Annotated in this window: 13 protein-coding genes and 1 pseudogene; 10 read left to right on the top strand and 4 right to left on the bottom strand. The window is 55.2% G+C overall.

What is annotated here, in order from left to right; genetic code table 11:
• Nucleotides 1–19: 19 nt before the first annotated feature.
• Nucleotides 20–1,660, top strand: a complete 1,641-nt coding sequence (locus STH12_RS00420) for a sensor histidine kinase (RefSeq protein WP_126165728.1) — start codon at nucleotides 20–22, stop codon at nucleotides 1,658–1,660.
• A gap of 23 nt (nucleotides 1,661–1,683) precedes the next feature.
• Here the strand turns inward: STH12_RS00420 and tcdA are convergent, their stop codons facing one another.
• A complete protein-coding gene (gene tcdA, locus STH12_RS00415) occupies nucleotides 1,684–2,490 on the bottom strand; it encodes a tRNA cyclic N6-threonylcarbamoyladenosine(37) synthase TcdA (protein ID WP_126165727.1) in 807 nt (268 codons plus the stop codon).
• Nucleotides 2,491–2,915: 425 nt separating this feature from the next.
• Here tcdA and STH12_RS00410 point away from each other — a divergent pair, with 425 nt between their 5' ends.
• The 3 genes from STH12_RS00410 to STH12_RS00400 all read left to right on the top strand — a co-directional run bounded on the left by STH12_RS00410 (nucleotide 2,916) and on the right by STH12_RS00400 (nucleotide 6,712).
• Nucleotides 2,916–3,983: a porin gene (locus tag STH12_RS00410; RefSeq protein WP_126165726.1), complete on the top strand. Its 1,068-nt coding sequence runs from the start codon at nucleotides 2,916–2,918 to the stop codon at nucleotides 3,981–3,983.
• A gap of 390 nt (nucleotides 3,984–4,373) precedes the next feature.
• On the top strand, nucleotides 4,374–5,405 hold the full coding sequence (locus STH12_RS00405; RefSeq protein WP_126165725.1) for a porin: 1,032 nt from the start codon (nucleotides 4,374–4,376) through the stop codon (nucleotides 5,403–5,405).
• A gap of 281 nt (nucleotides 5,406–5,686) precedes the next feature.
• On the top strand, nucleotides 5,687–6,712 hold the full coding sequence (locus STH12_RS00400) for a porin (RefSeq protein ID WP_126165724.1): 1,026 nt from the start codon (nucleotides 5,687–5,689) through the stop codon (nucleotides 6,710–6,712).
• 146 nt (nucleotides 6,713–6,858) lie between these two features.
• Here STH12_RS00400 and STH12_RS00395 read toward each other — a convergent pair whose 3' ends face one another.
• Nucleotides 6,859–7,515 carry a thiopurine S-methyltransferase gene (locus STH12_RS00395; RefSeq protein WP_126165723.1) on the bottom strand — a complete coding sequence of 219 codons (657 nt, stop codon included), beginning with the start codon at nucleotides 7,513–7,515 and terminating at the stop codon, nucleotides 6,859–6,861.
• A gap of 90 nt (nucleotides 7,516–7,605) precedes the next feature.
• A complete protein-coding gene (locus tag STH12_RS00390; protein ID WP_126165722.1) occupies nucleotides 7,606–7,950 on the bottom strand; it encodes a hypothetical protein in 345 nt (114 codons plus the stop codon).
• A 200-nt stretch (nucleotides 7,951–8,150) separates the two neighbouring features.
• Here STH12_RS00390 and STH12_RS00385 point away from each other — a divergent pair, with 200 nt between their 5' ends.
• Nucleotides 8,151–9,965, top strand: coding sequence for a protein kinase domain-containing protein (locus STH12_RS00385; protein WP_126165721.1), 1,815 nt, complete (start codon nucleotides 8,151–8,153; stop codon nucleotides 9,963–9,965).
• Between the two features lie 110 nt (nucleotides 9,966–10,075).
• Here STH12_RS00385 and STH12_RS00380 read toward each other — a convergent pair whose 3' ends face one another.
• Nucleotides 10,076–10,633, bottom strand: a complete 558-nt coding sequence (locus STH12_RS00380) for an FxsA family protein (RefSeq protein ID WP_126165720.1) — start codon at nucleotides 10,631–10,633, stop codon at nucleotides 10,076–10,078.
• Nucleotides 10,634–10,941: 308 nt separating this feature from the next.
• On the opposite strand from STH12_RS00380, the gene cutA reads away from it, so the two are divergent.
• The 5 genes and pseudogenes from cutA (at nucleotide 10,942) to STH12_RS00355 (ending at nucleotide 17,284) form a co-directional block, all read left to right on the top strand.
• The gene (gene cutA, locus STH12_RS00375) at nucleotides 10,942–11,271 is read left to right on the top strand and encodes a divalent-cation tolerance protein CutA (RefSeq protein WP_126165719.1); all 330 of its coding nucleotides are present in this window, start codon (nucleotides 10,942–10,944) and stop codon (nucleotides 11,269–11,271) included.
• A complete protein-coding gene (locus tag STH12_RS00370; RefSeq protein ID WP_126169365.1) occupies nucleotides 11,271–13,085 on the top strand; it encodes a protein-disulfide reductase DsbD in 1,815 nt (604 codons plus the stop codon). The genes cutA and STH12_RS00370 overlap by 1 nt, the downstream gene beginning before the upstream one ends.
• Before the next feature lie 132 nt (nucleotides 13,086–13,217).
• On the top strand, nucleotides 13,218–14,825 hold the full coding sequence (locus STH12_RS00365) for a cation:proton antiporter family protein (RefSeq protein ID WP_126165718.1): 1,608 nt from the start codon (nucleotides 13,218–13,220) through the stop codon (nucleotides 14,823–14,825).
• Between the two features lie 140 nt (nucleotides 14,826–14,965).
• Nucleotides 14,966–16,113: pseudogene (gene galK, locus STH12_RS00360) on the top strand (galactokinase).
• A 145-nt stretch (nucleotides 16,114–16,258) separates the two neighbouring features.
• Nucleotides 16,259–17,284, top strand: a complete 1,026-nt coding sequence (locus STH12_RS00355) for an aldose epimerase family protein (RefSeq protein WP_126165717.1) — start codon at nucleotides 16,259–16,261, stop codon at nucleotides 17,282–17,284.
• The last annotated feature ends 74 nt before the right edge of the window (nucleotides 17,285–17,358 follow it).

Below are 17,358 nucleotides of genomic sequence, written 5' to 3'. Positions count from 1 at the left end.
CCAGGATACAAAGGGACAAATGCTGGGTTTCTCTCGCCAGGCGGTAAGCAGCAAAATCGGTCGAAAACTGATGATTTCCATCGTGCTGTTCAGTTCGCTGATCACCCTGATCACCACTGGCTACCAACTTTACAACGACTATAACGGCGATTTGCACCGCATCGACCGGGCATTTTCCAATATCGAAAAGGTCAGCCTGGATGTGCTGGCTGCCAGCATTTGGGTTATCGACGAGCGCCTTATCAACACCCAGCTCGAGGGCCTGATTCAACTGCCCGACATCACTTATATTTCCATCGACGATGACAGCGGCCAGCACTGGAGTCGCGGCAGTCCCATCGATAAGAACATCATCGAAAAGGTGTTTTCCCTCAATTACAACTCGGGCACCGAAAGCATCTCCGTGGGTAAGCTGACGATTCAGGCGGATTTGAACGAGGTCTACCAGCGCCTGTACGACAAAGCCATTGTTATTCTGCTGTCCAACGCCATTAAAACCTTTCTGGTGGCGGGGATGATCCTTATTCTGGTGTGGATAAACATTACCCGTCACCTCAATACGCTGGCCAGTTACTGCCAGAACATAGACGTCGAGAAAGACTACAACCCGCTGATCTTCAATAAGCGCGGCTCGCAAAACGAGTTTGATCAGGTGGCCCTGGCCATCAATGAGATGCAGGAGCAGTTACACCGCTCCTTCGGTGCCCTGAAACGCTCCAAATCCGAGCTGCAAAATGCCCTCGAAGACAGAGAACGCTTGCTGGAGCTGGAGCGCTCCTACAAGGACGAGCTGGCAAAACAAGTAAAAGAGCGGACCATAGAGCTGGAGCAGTCGCTGATGATCCTCAAGCGCGCCCAGGAAGCCCTGGTCGAGCAAGAGAAAATGGCGGCGCTGGGGGGACTGGTGTCAGGGGTTGCCCACGAAATCAACACCCCCATTGGCATTTGCCTTACCGCGGCCAGCGCTCAGCTTGCGCATATCGACGAGCTGGTAAAGCTTATCCACAGCGAAGATGCCACCCTGGAAGAAATCAATGCCATTTTGGAAGAGTACCAACAAAGCTGCGAACTGATTGTCAGCAACATTACCCGCGCCAGCAATTTGATCCAGAAATTCAAGACCATTGCCGCCGAGCAAAGCCACGAGGCCCACGAAGACATTTTGATCCCGCAGATGTGCCGCGATATCTACGAGGCAACTCAGGTGATTTACGCGCCCATGGCGGCCACCATGGAGCTGGATGTGAGCGGGGATTTGCAGGTTGAAACCAACTACAGTTTGCTCAATCAGATCCTGAGCAACCTGATGTCCAATATCTATGCCCACGCCTTCAGCCCGGATCGCGACAACCGCTTTCGGGTGGAAGCCTATCTGGAAAACCGGCTGCTGGTCGTGCGTTTTGAAGATAACGGCAAGGGCATCAGCCCGGAAGTGGCCGAGCACATGTTCGAACCCTTCTATACCACCAGCCGCTCCAAAGGCGGCACCGGGCTTGGTTTGTCGGCCGCCTTTAATGCGGCGACGCTGCTCAAAGGCAGTGTGAGATACGAAGGAAAGTCATCGTTGGGCGGTGCCACCTTCGTGCTCAGCATTCCCATCAAACTCGATGATTATCAGGGCGGTACACCACCGCCCGAAGGCTATCAATACACTATCTGACCTATCCGGACTGGGGCAGGCGCTTACTGCTGAGCCAGTTGGCGCAGCTTGCTCAGCACCCGGCTGACCGCCATAAAGCCAAAGGTGCCGGTGACCACGGTTACGGCGCCAAATCCTGACGAGCAATCCATTCGCATACTGCCGCCGCCCTCGGGCTTGGTGGCACACACTTCGCCATCGCTGCCGGGGTAAGTTAATGGCTCGGTGGAAAACACAGCTTCAATGGCAAACTTGCGCTCGAGGTTACGGGAGAAGTTGTATTCACGGCGCAATATGTTGCGCACCTTGGCCAGCAGTGGGTCCTGAATGGTGCGCGATAAGTCGGTAACCTGAATTTTGGATGGGTCCATCTGTCCACCGGCGCCGCCAATGGTCACAATGCGGATTTTATTGCGCTTACACCAGGCAATCAGCGCCGCCTTGGGTTTTACCGCATCGATACAGTCCACCACATAGTCGATACTGCCATCACGGAGCAGGTACTCGCCGAGGTTGTCGGTGGTGAGGAAGTCTTCAAGCTCATTGACCTGGCATTCGGGGTTTATCTCACAGATACGCTCTGCCATCACCGCCACTTTTGACTGGCCGACCGTGCCTGCCAGCGCATGGATCTGGCGATTGGTGTTGGTTACGCAAATATCATCCAGATCCATCAGACTGATTTGACCAATACCACTGCGGGCCAGCGATTCGGCCACCCAGGTGCCAACGCCGCCAATCCCCACCACCATGACATGCGCCTGATGGAAACGGGTCAGCGCCTTTTGGCCATAAAGCCTGCCGATGCCGCCAAAGCGGTTCAAATACGCCTCTGAAAGTTGCTGTTCCACCCTGTTACCCCGTGCCGTAAAAAACGCCGCATTCTAGCCTAAAGCGCCCCGGGCATAAAGCCTGCCATGGCGCTGGAACTCCCGGATACAAGCCTTTGCGCCTGTAGCCGAACTGTTGCCGCTGTCACCTGTGGGATCCAGCTTGGCACCGCCACAGTTACTGCGCAATGAGCCTTATGTTTTATCCAAGTAAAACAAAATGATAGAACAAAGCCCCTTTTGACTCGATGTGATCCTGATCACAATCAAAGCCATTTTGCCCTGCCAAACTGCCGCCGGTTCTAAGGAAGGTGCAATTGCGGCCATGCCACGGTGGACTTTGGTTTCACCCAGTGCCGACACAGCCGTTATTTGCCCCTTCCCGAAGTTAACGGGTGCCCAAAATCGCACCCTTGAGCATCTTATTCAATGCAAGGAACACACCTATGAAAAAATCCGTTCTGGCCATGGCCATCGCTTCTTCAACCGCCCTGTCTTCTTTCGGCGCGCTGGCCGAAGGTCCTGATTTTTATGGCCGCGTAGACCTGGCTCTGACCAACTCCAACGAGGGTTACGCGACTCAAAACCAAAAGGACGGCACCGTGTTTGAGAACAACTTCTCCTGGTTAGGGGTTAAGGGTTCTGAAGCGCTGAGCGAGAACATCGCGGTGATCTATCAGATGGAGTTCGGTGTTAACAACTTCGACAACTCAGGCGATACCTTCAACGCCCGTAACACCTACGTGGGTCTGCAAACCCTGGCCGGTACCGCACTGGTTGGCCGTAACGACACCGTGTTCAAGCAGTCTGAAGGTGGTTTCGACCTGTTCGGCAACACCAACGCCGATATCGACCTGCTGGCCGCCGGTCAAAGCCGTCTGGGTGATGGCATCACTTATTACTCACCCAAGATTGCCAACATCCTGACCCTGAACGCCACCTACGTGATGTCTGACAACTACAGCGAAGGCAGCTGGTACAACCCAGGCGAAAACGATGAGTGGAGCAGCAACAACTACGCCCTGTCTGCCACCCTGGGTGACAAGGCGCTGAAGGCGCAAAACTATTATGTTGCCGCCGCGTACAACGACGGTCTGGATGGCATCAAAGCTTACCGTGGTGTGGCACAGGTGAAGTTTGGCGAGCTGCTGCTGGGCGCCCTGTATCAGAACTCTGAGCATGTGGCCGACCGTTACAGCAACCTCGAAGGCGATACCTGGTTTATCAACGCCGGTTACAAGCTGGGCAATACCACCCTTAAAGCCGCCTACGGCCAGGATGACTCGGGTCTGGGTAAATACGTGGGCCGCTTCGTTGGCGATACCCAAAGCGGTATGGAAGATGTGAGCGATGTGGATCTGAAACAATACACTGTGGGTGCCGATCATCGCCTGAGCAAGAATACTCTGGTTTATGGCCATTACACCCGCTTTGACGGCGATATGTCCCTTGGCGGTGCAAAAGTGGATCTGAGTGACGATGTGGTGACCCTGGGTCTGCGCGTTGACTTCTGATTTTTAAAAACCAAATCAAAGATAAGAAGCGGCCTTCGGGCCGCTTCTTTTTTGTGCAAAAAAGATGTCAGTTTTATTGCAGATACATTAAGCACTGCTAAAGTTAGATGACATTACACGGATTTTTTATGCCTTTTTAGGTATGCAATACCGTGTTTTTACAGGATTTAAGCATAAAGTGTGGCCAACGAGGGACTCAGTCACAAAATTGTCTTAAATCCTTCAAAGGAGGCCCAAAACTTTGATCCACTCCACAACTTGCAATCGACAAACCTGTAAAAATCGACGGCAACTTTGTTACGCGCCTTCACAGCCGTAGCAAAAATAGAGGAAAACAATTTAATAACCATAAAAATGGATTAGAACTTCGGTTCTAGGGAGCATGAAAAAATGAAGAAGACCCTTATCTCTGCATCAGTTGCATCGGTAATGGCCCTGGCATCATTCGGCGCGCTGGCCGAAGGTCCAAGTTTCTACGGCCGTATCGATCTCGCTGTAACCAACTCAGATGCCAGCTCCACCCTGCAGGGCGGCACCAACGGCGTGACTGTTGGCGAAAGCGGCACCTACTTTGAAAACAACTTCTCTCACCTGGGTGTGAAAGGTTCTGAAAACATCAGCTCTGGTATCGACATCGTTTACCAACTGGAATTCCAGGTGGAAAACACCTCTTCCAAGGGCGACACTTTCAAGCCACGTAACTCATTCCTGGGTATCAAGACCGCTGCCGGTACTGTACTGGTAGGTCGTAACGACACTGTATTTAAGCAGTCTGAAGGCGGCATCGACCTGTTCGGTAACACCAACGCGGATATCGACCGCATGCTGGCTGGCCAAACCCGTAGCGCCGACGGTATCTGGTACTACTCTCCAGTGATTGCTGACCTTATCACCTTCAACGCCACCTACCTGATGGAAGACAACAACAACAGCGACGACGCTCAGTACGCGCTGTCTGTGACTGTGGGTGACAAGAAGCTGAAAAAGCAAAACTTCTACCTGGCCGGTGCTTACAACAAAGGCATCAGCAATGTTGACGCTTACCGCGCCGTAGCTCAGGTTAAACTGGGCGAGTTCAAGATTGGTGGTCTGTTCCAGAACACTGAGAAAGTGGACAGCGGTAACGACAACAACACTTACTTCGTGAACGTGGCTTACAACCTCAACGGTGTAAACCTGAAAGCCGAATACGGTAAAGACGAAGCTGGTCTGGGCAAATACTACTCTTCTCTGAAGGGTGCCGATCCTGCAACTGACGTGAACGTAACCAACATCACCGTGGGTGCTGACTACCGTGTAGCCAAGTCTACCCTGCTGTACGGCCACTATGCCATGTACGAAGGTGACCATGTGGTTGGCGGTACCAAGGTTGATCTGAAAGATGACAACGTGTTCACCGTAGGTGTTCGCTACGACTTCTAATCACCCCTGAGGTGACAATAAAAGGCGGCCAGAGGTCGCCTTTTTTATTGCTTTTTTCAGGAGCTTGCCGCCTTAAAAAGCGGCGGATTTCCACCCAGGGCGCACTCTGTTTCAGGCGGCATTCCACCCAACTAAACCGCACGCCAAGCTATAACATTTCACAAACATCTTAATAACCATCCACTTAATTAACGGTGCACCAGTTGGCCTGCAACTTGCCTTATCAGTGCGCTCGTAGAGCAGAGGAAACAAGACAATAAACAGACCTTTAGGGAGACCCTATGAACAAGACCCTCATCTCAGCCAGCCTGCTTGGGCTTGGCGTATTCAGCGCTGCGGCCTTTGCCGAAGGCCCCGCTTTTTATGGCCGTATCGACCTTGCAGTAACCAATTCTGACGCCGGTTCAACCCTGCAAAGCGGCACCAATGGCGTGACAGTTGGCGAAAGTGGTACCTACTTCGAAAACAACTTCTCCCATCTGGGGGTAAAGGGCAGCGAGAACATCAGCAGCGGCCTTGATATCATTTATCAGCTGGAGTTTCAGGTAGAAAACACCTCCTCCAAGGGCGATACCTTCAAGCCTCGTAACTCCTACCTGGGGATCAAAACCGCCGCCGGTACCCTGCTGGTTGGCCGTAACGATACCGTGTTCAAGCAATCTGAAGGGGGCATCGACCTCTTTGGCAATACCAACGCCGATATGGATCGCCTGCTTGCCGGTCAGACCCGCAGCGCCGACGGTATCTGGTACCACTCGCCGGTGATTGCCGACCTCATCACCTTCAACGCCACCTACCTGATGGAAGACAACAACGGCAGCGACGATGCCCAGTACGCACTGTCTGTGACTGTGGGTGACAAGAAGCTGAAAAAGCAGAACTTCTACCTGGCCGGTGCCTATAACAAGGGCATCAGCAATGTCGATGCCTACCGCGCAGTGGCGCAGGTTAAGCTGGGTGAATTCAAGCTCGGCGGCCTGTTCCAGAACAGCGAAAGTGCCAGCGGCGGCGATGACAACAACACCTATCTGCTGAACCTGGCGTATAACCTCAATGGCGTGAACCTGAAGGCCGAATACGGCAAAGATGAGGCGGGATTTGGTAAGTATTACAAATCGTTAAGCGGCACTGCCGGTACAGATATCAGCGTCACCAACATCACCGTGGGTGCCGATTATCGGGTGGCCAAATCCACCCTGCTCTATGGTCACTACGCCATGTATGAAGGCGACCATGTGGTGGCGGGCAGCAAGGTCGATTTGCAGGACGATAATGTCTTCTCAGTTGGCGTGCGTTACGACTTCTAATCCCGGCAATTTTGGCAATGCCAAACACCTGGGCTGAATAGCGGCTTTGCGCCGCAGACATTCGGCAAACAGCGTAAAAAAGGCGACCCCAGGGTCGCCTTTTATTTTTGTATCACTTTGGTTTTAAAGCGGCTTTTTAACGGAATTTATTTTCGTACTAACAGGAAGGCCGCTTCATTCAGCCAGGGCACTTCCTTTTTAACAAAGCGGGGGTTTTCCGCCAGCACGTCCTGACATTCCAGCGGCGTCACTTCAAACCAGGGACCAAGATGGGTCTGCACCCAGTCAGGAGATACAGCAAACGGCGGGCCACTCAGGGCTTCCTGCGGATAATCCAGCGTAACCAGCAAGCCGCGGGCGCCGGAAGGAATGAGTGCGGCGAGCTTTTTGGCATAATCGATACGCATCTCGGCAGGCCAGGCGATAAGCGCAGCCCTGTCGTAAAAGCCCTCACAGCCAGCCACCAGCTCTTCAGGCAGAGTGAAAAAGTCCCCCTGCACCAGCTCAATGCCCTTGGCGCTGTGATGCACATGCTCAGCTCGGGTTTCGATATGGGCCTCAGTTCCGGCCGTTTCGAAAAACTGCTGCACCGCCAGCGCGGAGAGCTCACAGCCCAGCACCTCATGCCCCTGGGCGGCGATAAATTCCATATCCAATGACTTGCCGCACAGGGGCACAAACACCTTGCTGCCCTGTGGCAAATTCAATTGCTGCCAATGCCTTACAAGAAATGGGTTAATGTCGGCCTGATGAAAGCCAATCTGCTGCAATTGCCACTTATCGTGCCAAAATCCGGGCTCCATAGTCGTCCCCTAAGATGAAAAAGACGACTTACTCTAACGGCAAAGCCCGGGGGATGCAAAAGGCAGCCAGGGCAAAAGGCACATCCGCGCTCAGGGGTTACCCAGCACTTCATTCACCTCTCGAAGCCACAGGCAATTTTCGCACTGACACTTGCGCCGGGTCAGGTGGTAAGGCGACAGATTGGAGTCAACAAAGTCGACCGCAATCAGCAGCTGCTGTTTCAGCTCGTCTTCGGTCTTCTCTTCCAGCGTCACCAATTCGTCGTTGTGGTTCATCCACACGCATTCCATGCCCTGATGACAGTAGATGCAGCGCTCATCGACACTGTTGTAAAAGCCCGCGTGGGGGCAGTGCCTCAGCTCCATCGACTGAATAATGCGCCGCCTGGCAAAATCAAATAACTCGATGAGTTTCTCTTTGTTCTGGGCTGTCATATCGCCCTCCTTGTCCGTCGCTTGACGACACTTAATTGAATTATGGAAGTTAAAAACAGGGTAGCGAGAAGTGAATGGCACAGGATTGATTTCAATCAAAATGGCAGGCAAAAAACTTGGGTAGGCAGAGGGTAAACTCCTTGCCTGTGACATCGCGATATGGCTTAAATGAAAGTTTGGATACAGTAACGGGGAAGTCCTTGTCCGCCCATACGCCTCAGCTGCAACACTTTTACATTTCTGAAGAACAATCCATCTACCTGCTCAAGGCCGACGATGCCCGCAAGCACAAGGCCTGGGTGCGTTTGTGTAAGCAGCAGTTGTCAAAACTCGGCTACCGCGACATCGACTTTATCGGCAAGGGGGCTTATGGCTTTGTGTTTGCCGGCGTCAACGAGGCCGGAGACGCCCACGTGTTCAAGTTCTCCCGCATAACCCTGCCACAGCACATTCAGGATCGCCTCGAAGAAGAGGCCTTTATGCTGTCCCACTGCCGCCATCCCAATGTACCGCCGCTGGTGAAGTTCGAACGGGTAGGCAAACAGGGGATTCTGGTGATGGCGCGGGCCCCGGGGGAAGAACTGGAGCAGCTGTGCCGTAAACGCGGCGCCCTGCCGGTGCCCATGATTATGAGTATTGCCCGGCAACTGGCGGATTTATTGGTGTATTTACGCACCGGTCGACCGTTGGTGCATGGGGATATCAAACCCTCGAATCTGGTGTTCGATGAGGCCACAGGCCACCTGTCGCTGATTGATTGGGGCTCGGCAGTATTTGCCCAGCGCGACGAACATGGCCGCCCGGTGGAAGAGCACGTGATGAACCTGCTCTCCAGCGACCAGCAGCACACCAATGCCCGCATGGGCGACGTCTACTTTATCGGTGACGAGCAATTAAACGGCGCCCTCTCCACCCCCCGTTTCGACGAGCAGGGCGTGGCAGCCACCCTGTACGCGCTGGCGTCTGGGCAGGCAAGCCGCTTCGGCTCTCGGGTTATCCCGCCCACCAGTATCGGGCTGCCCCTGGAGCTTGCCCGCACCCTGGAAGCCATGCTGAGTGAAGATCCGAACGTGCGCAATCGCGGCGGCGACTACTTCCTTCGCAGCATGCGCCACAGCCACCGCCTGCTGCTGCCGGATATCCCCAGACCCGAGGCCATGGCCGAAATTCCCGTGTGGGTGCAAAGCCGCGGTAAAGAGGTGGATACTGTTACTTACAGCTCGCGCAAATCCTTCCTGCGGGAGCACAACGCAGAAGAGCCTATTGCCCGGGTGGACGATGTGCAGCTCGACAAGTACTACCGCAACTTCCTCGCCGGTATGGGCGACACCGAAAAAGGCTTTATCGCCGCCGTGGGGCGCCTGGGGCAGTATCCCATCGTGGGCGGGCTGGCGATTCACTGGCAGCAGGAAGGGGTGTTTATCGACTCCAACCTGGCGCTGCACGATGCCGGACTCAAGCAGGCGCTGGTGCAGGCGGTGAACAATATGGTGCTGATGGCCCGGGGCATTACCCGGCTGGGTACCTTTAAGGCCTGCTTCTTTAATGCCAGGGATACTCTGCACATCAGCAGGCACCCCGACACAGGCGCCTTTGCCGCCAGCGCCGATCAGCAGTTGCCGTTTGAAGTGGGCGACGTGCCGATGCTGGAAGACAAATCCCGGCTGCACTCTTACTTTGAAGACGGTAAAGATCCGGATGAAAACCTGGAACTACCCAGCGAAATCATGACCGAGCTTGGCTGGATAAACCAAATTCACCACACCGGCTGCATCATTTTCGAATCCCAGGGTGGGCACCTAAAAATTCACAGCTACCTTAAGCTGCTTAACCCCCGCAAACAGGCGGCGTTTCGTGCCAGCCTCGATCGCATTTTGCACCACGTGGACAAAATTCAGGGCAGTGGTGTATCAGGCTTTATGAAGCTACCCTACAAAAACACCCGCCGCTTTGAGCGTATTACCCGCAAGCCAGATGACTTTTATCCCAAGGATCCGCGGATGCTTCAGGAGTAACCAAAACAAACCCCGCTGAGGCGGGGTTTGTTATTTCCAAGCGTCAGATGCGTTAGCGAAGGTGCGAGCAAGTCGTCGCACAGCAAGCACGGGACTTATTCGCATCTTCCTTAGCGTTTGGGCTGCTCGTCATCATCCTGAGGCGGCTTGGTGTCGCCGTTGTCGAGACGCTTACTGCCATCCACAGGCTCGTCCTTACGCTCGAAGTCGCCTTCAAAGGTGTTGCCACCAAAGGGATTCTGACCGCCAAAAGGGTTCTGGCCGCCGAAGGGGTTTTGGCCATTGGCACCAAAACTACCATTACCCATCACCTTGAATTGCATGCGCTTTTGCACCAATGCCGCCAACGGCTTGCGGGTAATGGGTGTCAGCAGTAACAGCCCAATAAAGTCGGTTACAAAGCCTGGGATCAGCAACAGCACCCCGGCCATGGCCAGCATCATGCCCTCCACCAGCTCGCCGGTGGGCGCTTCGCCGCGGGCCATTTTCTGCTGTGCCTGCATCAGGGTCGACAGTCCCTGGCTTCGCACCAGCGATACCCCCACCACGGCGGTGAAGATAACCAGTGCTACTGTGGTCAAACTGCCGAGAGCTTCTCCTACCCGGATAAGCACCGACAGCTCAACCACGGGTATGACGATAAATACCAATAATAAAACAAAAAACATCTCGCCCTCGCGCGCTGAAGAAGGGACAAGCCGGCCGGACATTAGCGCCCGCTGACCGTTTTCCCTTGCTTGGGTTGTGCAATATAAATGGGGGTTGTCCGGTCAAAGCTCAAGCCCGCAAGCATGGCTTCGGGTAGAAACAACCGGTATCACTATTTCAGCTTTCTCTTAATGCAAGCCTCGGTTAAAACACGTAAAGTGTTTGCCAGCTTCACCCCTGAGGTCCTTTGCTGCTGAATGCCGTGCCAAGGCACGGTTTCAAGACTAACAAAGCCGCCTTAAGGGAGGTTTAAACCTTGGGAGAGATCATGGCCACGCCCATGGAAGACTATATCCTGATCATGACCAGCTGTCCCTCACGGGAAGTCGGTCTTGAGATTGCAAACCATTTGGTGACCGGCAAACTGGCCGCCTGCGTGCAGCTTGGCAGCCCAATCACCTCTGTCTACCCATGGCAGGGGAAAGTGTGTGAAGACAAGGAGTATCCCTTGTTTATCAAAACGAAACAGGCGCTGTATGCCGAGGTGGAAGCGCAAATCCTGACGCAGCATCCCTACGAGCTGCCCGAGATTATCGCCTTGCCCATTACCCAGGGACTCCCCGGCTATTTGAACTGGATTAAAGACAACACCCAATGATGAAAAAAATCACCACCCTGCTGCTGAGCACCCTGCTATTGCTCGCGCCCACGGCCTTTGCCGACGACCTGTTTGGCAAAAAGTTTGATTTTCTGAAGGGCGAACCCGAACTGATGCCGGTGGATCAGGCCTTTGTGTTTGATGCCAGCCAGCAAGACAATAAGGTCACCCTGTCATTTGTGATTGCCGATGGCTATTACCTGTACCGCGACAAGCTTAAGTTTGAGCTTGAAAACGGCGAGCTGGGTGATATCGCCCTGCCCAAGGGCAAGATGCACGAAGACGAGTATTTCGGCAAACAGGAGGTGTATTACACCTTCGTTGAACTGCCTGCGGCCGTAAAAGCGGCGGGCGACAACGCCAAACTCACAGTCACCTTTATGGGCTGCGCCGAAGGCAAACTCTGCTTCCCACCCACCAAGGTCAGCACAGATATCAAGCCGGTAGCCGATAATGACGGCAAGCTGGATATGGCAGGAAGCGCGCCTGCCGCCAATGTCTCCCAGCCGCAATCCTCAGGGCCGCTGACCCAGCAGGACAGCCTGGCGCAAATGCTGACCGAGGGTAATCTCGGTTGGACCTTACTGATTTTCTTTGGCCTTGGCATTGGTCTGGCGCTCACTCCCTGCGTCTTCCCCATGTACCCGATCCTGTCGGGCATTATCGTCGGTCAGGGCGAGAAGCTCTCAACCGGCCGCGCCTTTACCCTGTCCATGGCTTATGTACAGGGTATGGCCATTACCTACTCGCTGCTGGGGCTGGTGGTTGCATCTGCCGGTATGAAATATCAGGCGGCACTGCAACACCCCGTGGTGTTGATTGGCCTGGCTATCCTGTTCTTTATCCTCAGTTTGTCCATGTTTGGTCTATACGACCTCAAGCTGCCTTCCTCCTGGCAGGAGAAGATGAACAGCCTGTCCAACAACCAAAAAGGCGGCAACCTCACCGGCGTCTTTATGATGGGGGTTATCTCGGGTCTGGTGGCATCGCCCTGCACTACGGCGCCTTTGTCCGGCGCGCTGGTGTATGTGGCCCAAAGTGGCGATCTGCTGATGGGCTTTGCTGCCCTGTACGTGCTCAGTATGGGCATGGGTCTGCCACTGCTGCTGATGGGCACCTCCGGTGGCAAGCTGTTGCCAAGGGCCGGCGCCTGGATGGAAATCATCAAGACCATCTTCGGCTTCCTGCTGATCGCCGTGTCTGTGATGATGATTGGCCGCATCTGGCCGGGCATGGTATCTGATCTGCTCTGGGCCCTGTGGGGCGTAGCGCTGGCAGGCTATCTGCTACATCAGAACAAGAAGACCGAGTTCAACTGGAAGCAAACCGTACGTTCGGTGCTGCTGATGTTGGCTCTGCTGGCGGCCTTCTCCTACGGTTTCCAGGCGGTAATGGGTGGCCTTGGCTATCAAATGCCCACCAACAAGGCGCAGCAAGCCAAGGAAGGGGTTGAGTTCAAACGCATCAAGTCGGTGGAAGACCTCAATGCCGAACTCGCCATCGCCCGTCTGGAAGGCAAGTTTGTGATGCTGGATCTCTACGCCGACTGGTGTGTGGCCTGTAAGGAATTTGAGCACATCACCTTCCCGGATCCGGAAGTGAAAAAGCGCCTCGACAACATGGTGCTGCTGCAAGCCGACGTAACCAAATCCGATGCTGTGGATGTGACCCTGCTGGAAACCTACGGCGTGCTGGGTCTGCCTACCCTGCTGCTGTTCGATCCACAAAGTGGCCTCAGGGATGACCTGCGGGTGACCGGCTTTATGTCGCCCAAGGAGTTTGCTGCTCATCTGGATCTGCTGAACCAGCACTGACCACCAATATTCCGCGCACTGAAAGGCAAAGATTTCATTGAAGTCTTTGCCTTTTTCATTTGTTATTAAATATTCTGCTGTAAACTAAATGATTTGCACCATCCAAGTCAGCCAACGCCATAAAGGAGCATCATGGAACCGGCCATCCTCGTCATCACCCTCGCCTGCGGCCTTCTGGTCAACCGCGTCGGTCTGCCGCCCCTCATCGGATATCTGGTCGCCGGATTTGTGCTCTATATGTTTGGCATCGAAGAGTCGAGCCTGCCGCTGCTGCAGCAATTTGCCGATTTGGGTGTGACCCTGCTGCTGTTTGCCATTGGTCTGAAACTCGATTTACGCAGCCTGTTCAAGGCTGAAGTCTGGGCCGGGGCCAGTTTGCATCTGCTGGGCACCATGCTGTTTTTGGTGCCTGTGCTCAAACTGCTGGGTGTTCTGGGGCTCAGTCAGCTCACCGACTTAAGCTTTAACCAGCTGACCCTGCTGGCCTTTGCGCTCGGCTTCTCCTCCACGGTGTTTGCGGTCAAGGTGCTCGAAGACAAGGGCGATATGCAGACCCTCTACGGCCGGGTCGCCATTGGTATCCTGATTATGCAGGACATCTTCGCCGTAGCCTTCCTCACTGCCTCCAAGGGCGAAGTACCGTCCATCTGGGCGCTGTCACTCTTGCTGCTGCCACTGGCGCGACCACTGATTTACCGCGCTTTCGACCGGGTTGGCCACGGCGAGCTGCTGGTGCTGTTTGGCCTGGTAATGGCGCTGGTGATGGGTGCCTGGCTGTTTGAGGCCGTGGGCCTTAAGCCCGACCTCGGCGCCCTGATTGTCGGTGTGCTGCTGGCGGGACACCCCAAGGCATCAGAGCTTGCCAAATCGCTGTTTTACTTCAAAGAGCTCTTCCTGGTGGCCTTCTTCCTCACCATAGGTCTCAACGGCTTGCCGACCCTGGAAGACGTGGCGCTGGCAGGGCTTTTGGTGGCACTGCTGCCCTTTAAGATTGCCCTGTTTGTAATGCTGCTGACCCGCTTCAAACTGCGCTCGCGCACCTCGATGCTGGCCTCGTTCAACCTGGGTAACTACAGTGAATTCGGTCTGATTGTGGCTGCCGTTGCCGCCTCCAAAGGCTGGCTGCCGTCCCAGTGGCTTATCATTATCGCGGTGGCGCTCAGCTTAAGCTTCCTGATTGCGGCGCCGCTGAACAACCTCGTGGGCAAGATTTACCAGAAGTACCAGCAGCCACTGAAGCGCATGGAGCGCCCACCACTGCACCCCGAGGACAGACCCATTCCCATTGGCAACCCACGCTTTTTGATTTTGGGTATGGGCCGTATCGGCTCCGGTGCCTACGATGAACTGGCCGCGCGCTTTGACGGCGAAATCCTCGGCATCGAGCACAAGCAGGAACTGGTGGAGTTTCACCGCTCTGAAGGACGCAACGTAGTGCAGGGCGATGCCTCGGATACCGACTTCTGGGAAAAGCTCGACCGCGCCCCCAATCTGGAACTGGTATTGCTGGCAATGCCGCACCACACAGGTAATCTGTTTGCGGTTGAGCAGCTCAAGAAACAGGATTATCAGGGCAAGATCAGCGCCATTGTTCAGTATGCGGAACATACCGAATCCCTCAGGGAGTGTGGCGTCCACAGTGTCTACAATCTGTATGAAGCGGCGGGTGCCGGTTTTGTGGATCATGTGGCCAATGAACTCATGCCTTCCTCTGCAAAAACCGCCGAGGCCAACGCCTGATAAAAACGCCGCAAAATCGCGGCGTTTTCTTTGTTCGCGTCACGCAAAAATCTCAGTTTGCCACCTCCTTCAGACATGATATAACGGAGAAAAGCCCCCGCCGTCAGAGGGGCGTCCGGTTATCAGTGGGATCAGTGAGCATGTCGAACCCTGCGCAGCGCGCCACCAAGCTGTTTGTCCAAACCTTCGGAACCAAGGCCGATGCCTGCTATCAGGCACCGGGCCGGGTCAATCTTATCGGTGAACACACCGACTACAACGACGGCTTTGTGCTGCCGGCTGCCATTAATTTTCATACAGTTATCGCGGTAAAGCGCCGTGATGACCACAAATTCAGGGTGATCACCGAAGCCTTTGCCGGCGAGCTTGGCGAATGGAGCTTTGGCGAAGAAGGCGAAGTGACCGCCGGTGGCGACTGGGTTAACTACCTTAAGAGCTTTACCCAGGCGCTGGGCCACGCAGGTCTTAAGCCCAAGGGGCTGGATTTGGCCGTGGTCAGTTCTGTGCCCATGGGCGCAGGGCTCTCCTCTTCCGGCGCCCTTGAGATTGCCTTTGGCACCGCAATTAACGACACCAGCCAACTGCACCTCTCCCCATGGCCATCGCCCAGCTGGCACAGCGCGGTGAAAGCCGATTCCAGGGGTATGCCTGCGGCATCATGGATCATATGACCAGCGCCCTTGGCGAACCCGACTCAGCGCTCTTGATTGACTGTCTGGATCTGGATGTTGAAGCCGTGCTGATCCCGGACGATCTGAGCCTGATGATTGTGCACTCGCCACTGGATCCCAAACTGCTGGACGATACCTACCGCCAACGCGCCGAAGAGTGCCGTGCTGCCGCCGACTATTTCGGACTGGATTCCCTTCGGGATCTTGAACCCCATGATCTGGACGCCGCCCAAGGCTCCCTCGACGCCACCCTGCACAAGCGGGTACGCCATGTGATCAGTGAAAACGCCCGCACCCAAAGCGCTGGTCGCGCCCTGAAACGGGGCGATGTGGCGCGTCTGTCGGAGCTGATGGCGCAGTCCCATGCTTCACTGCGGGACGATTTTGAGCTGATGGTGCCCGAAATTGAAACCCTGGTGCAGGTGATTGCCAAGGCCGTAGGTTCTCGCGGCGGCGTGCGCATGACCGACGCCTGCAGCGTGGTGGCACTGGTGGAACACGACCTGACCGATGCCGTTATTCAGGCCGTGGAATCCGAATACCCCAAATTGACCGGGCTGGAACCCATGCTCTACATGTGCGCCGCCAGCGGTGGCGCCGGGCGCATCGACAACTAGGCAAATACATCCCCGCCATGGCCGCACGCCTGTGCGGCATCTGTGTTGCCGTTTGTGCCGTCAAAGCATACGAATGCAGTCGCTGTTGCCCTCCCGGACTTTCGTTTATAGTGCGTTGAAATTAAATGAATAAGGAAGGCAATTCATGGTGCGTCATACGGTACTCGACCCCTGGCAGGATCCCAGGGGCGGCGAGATTGAGCGGGTACGGCTGGACAATGGCCAACTGGCCATTGAGGTACTGAGCCTGGGCGGCATTATCCGCTCTCTGTGGACCCCCGATCGCCATGGCGAACGCGCCAACATAGTACTGGGCTGCGACAGCGCCGAAGACTACCTCATCCAGCAGGCCCATTTGGGCGCTATCGCCGGGCGTTTTGCCAACCGCATCGCCAAGGGCAAACTCGACTATCAGGGCCAGCAAATCCAGCTAGATGTAAACCAAGCAGGCAACTGCCTGCATGGCGGTCACGAAGGCTTCAACCGCAAGAACTGGGATCTTGGTCTGCTACCCGATGGGGTGCGCCTGAGCCTTAAGAGCCCAGATGGTGACATGGGTTTTCCCGGCAATTGCTCGGTACAACTCGATTACCGCCTGGTGGGTAACAACCTGTTTGTGGAAATCATGGCCGCCACCGACAAGGCCTGCCCGGTGAGCCTGACTCAGCACAGCTATTTCAATCTCGATGGCCAGGCCGACTGCGCCAGCCACAGGGTTGCCATGCATGCCAACAGCTATCTGGAAATGGACCCAACCGGCATCCCCACCGGCGTCTACCCGGTCGAAGGCACGGCGCTGGATCTGCGTCAATTGGATAACCTTGGCAGTCGTCGCAGCCACAGCGCGCTGGCAGCCACCCAGGGGTTTGACCATTGTTATCTGCTTGGCAATAACAGCGAGCTGACGCTTGCCGCAACCCTGGCATCGCCATTGTCTGGGCGCCAGTTACAGCTTTATACCAACCAGCCGGGCATCCAGCTGTATGGCGCCAACTTCCTCGGCGGCGAAACCGGCCGTGGCGGCAAAATCTATGGTCGCTATCAGGGGGTGTGTCTGGAGCCGCAACTGATCCCGGATTCGCCCAATCAGCCAATGTTGGGCAAAGGCTGGCTGCAGCCGGGTGAGATTTATCATCACATCAGCCGTTATCAGTTTGATATTGCGGAATAAAAGACAGGCTCTGAAAGAGCCGGGGGAAGGCAATAAGTCCGCGTCGGCCCGAATGGGCCGACTGCGCTACCGCA

This window comes from Shewanella khirikhana (genome assembly GCF_003957745.1).
Taxonomy (GTDB): domain Bacteria; phylum Pseudomonadota; class Gammaproteobacteria; order Enterobacterales; family Shewanellaceae; genus Shewanella; species Shewanella khirikhana.
Note: the sequence above shows the minus strand (reverse complement) of the source record. Positions and strands in the feature narration are given on the sequence as shown.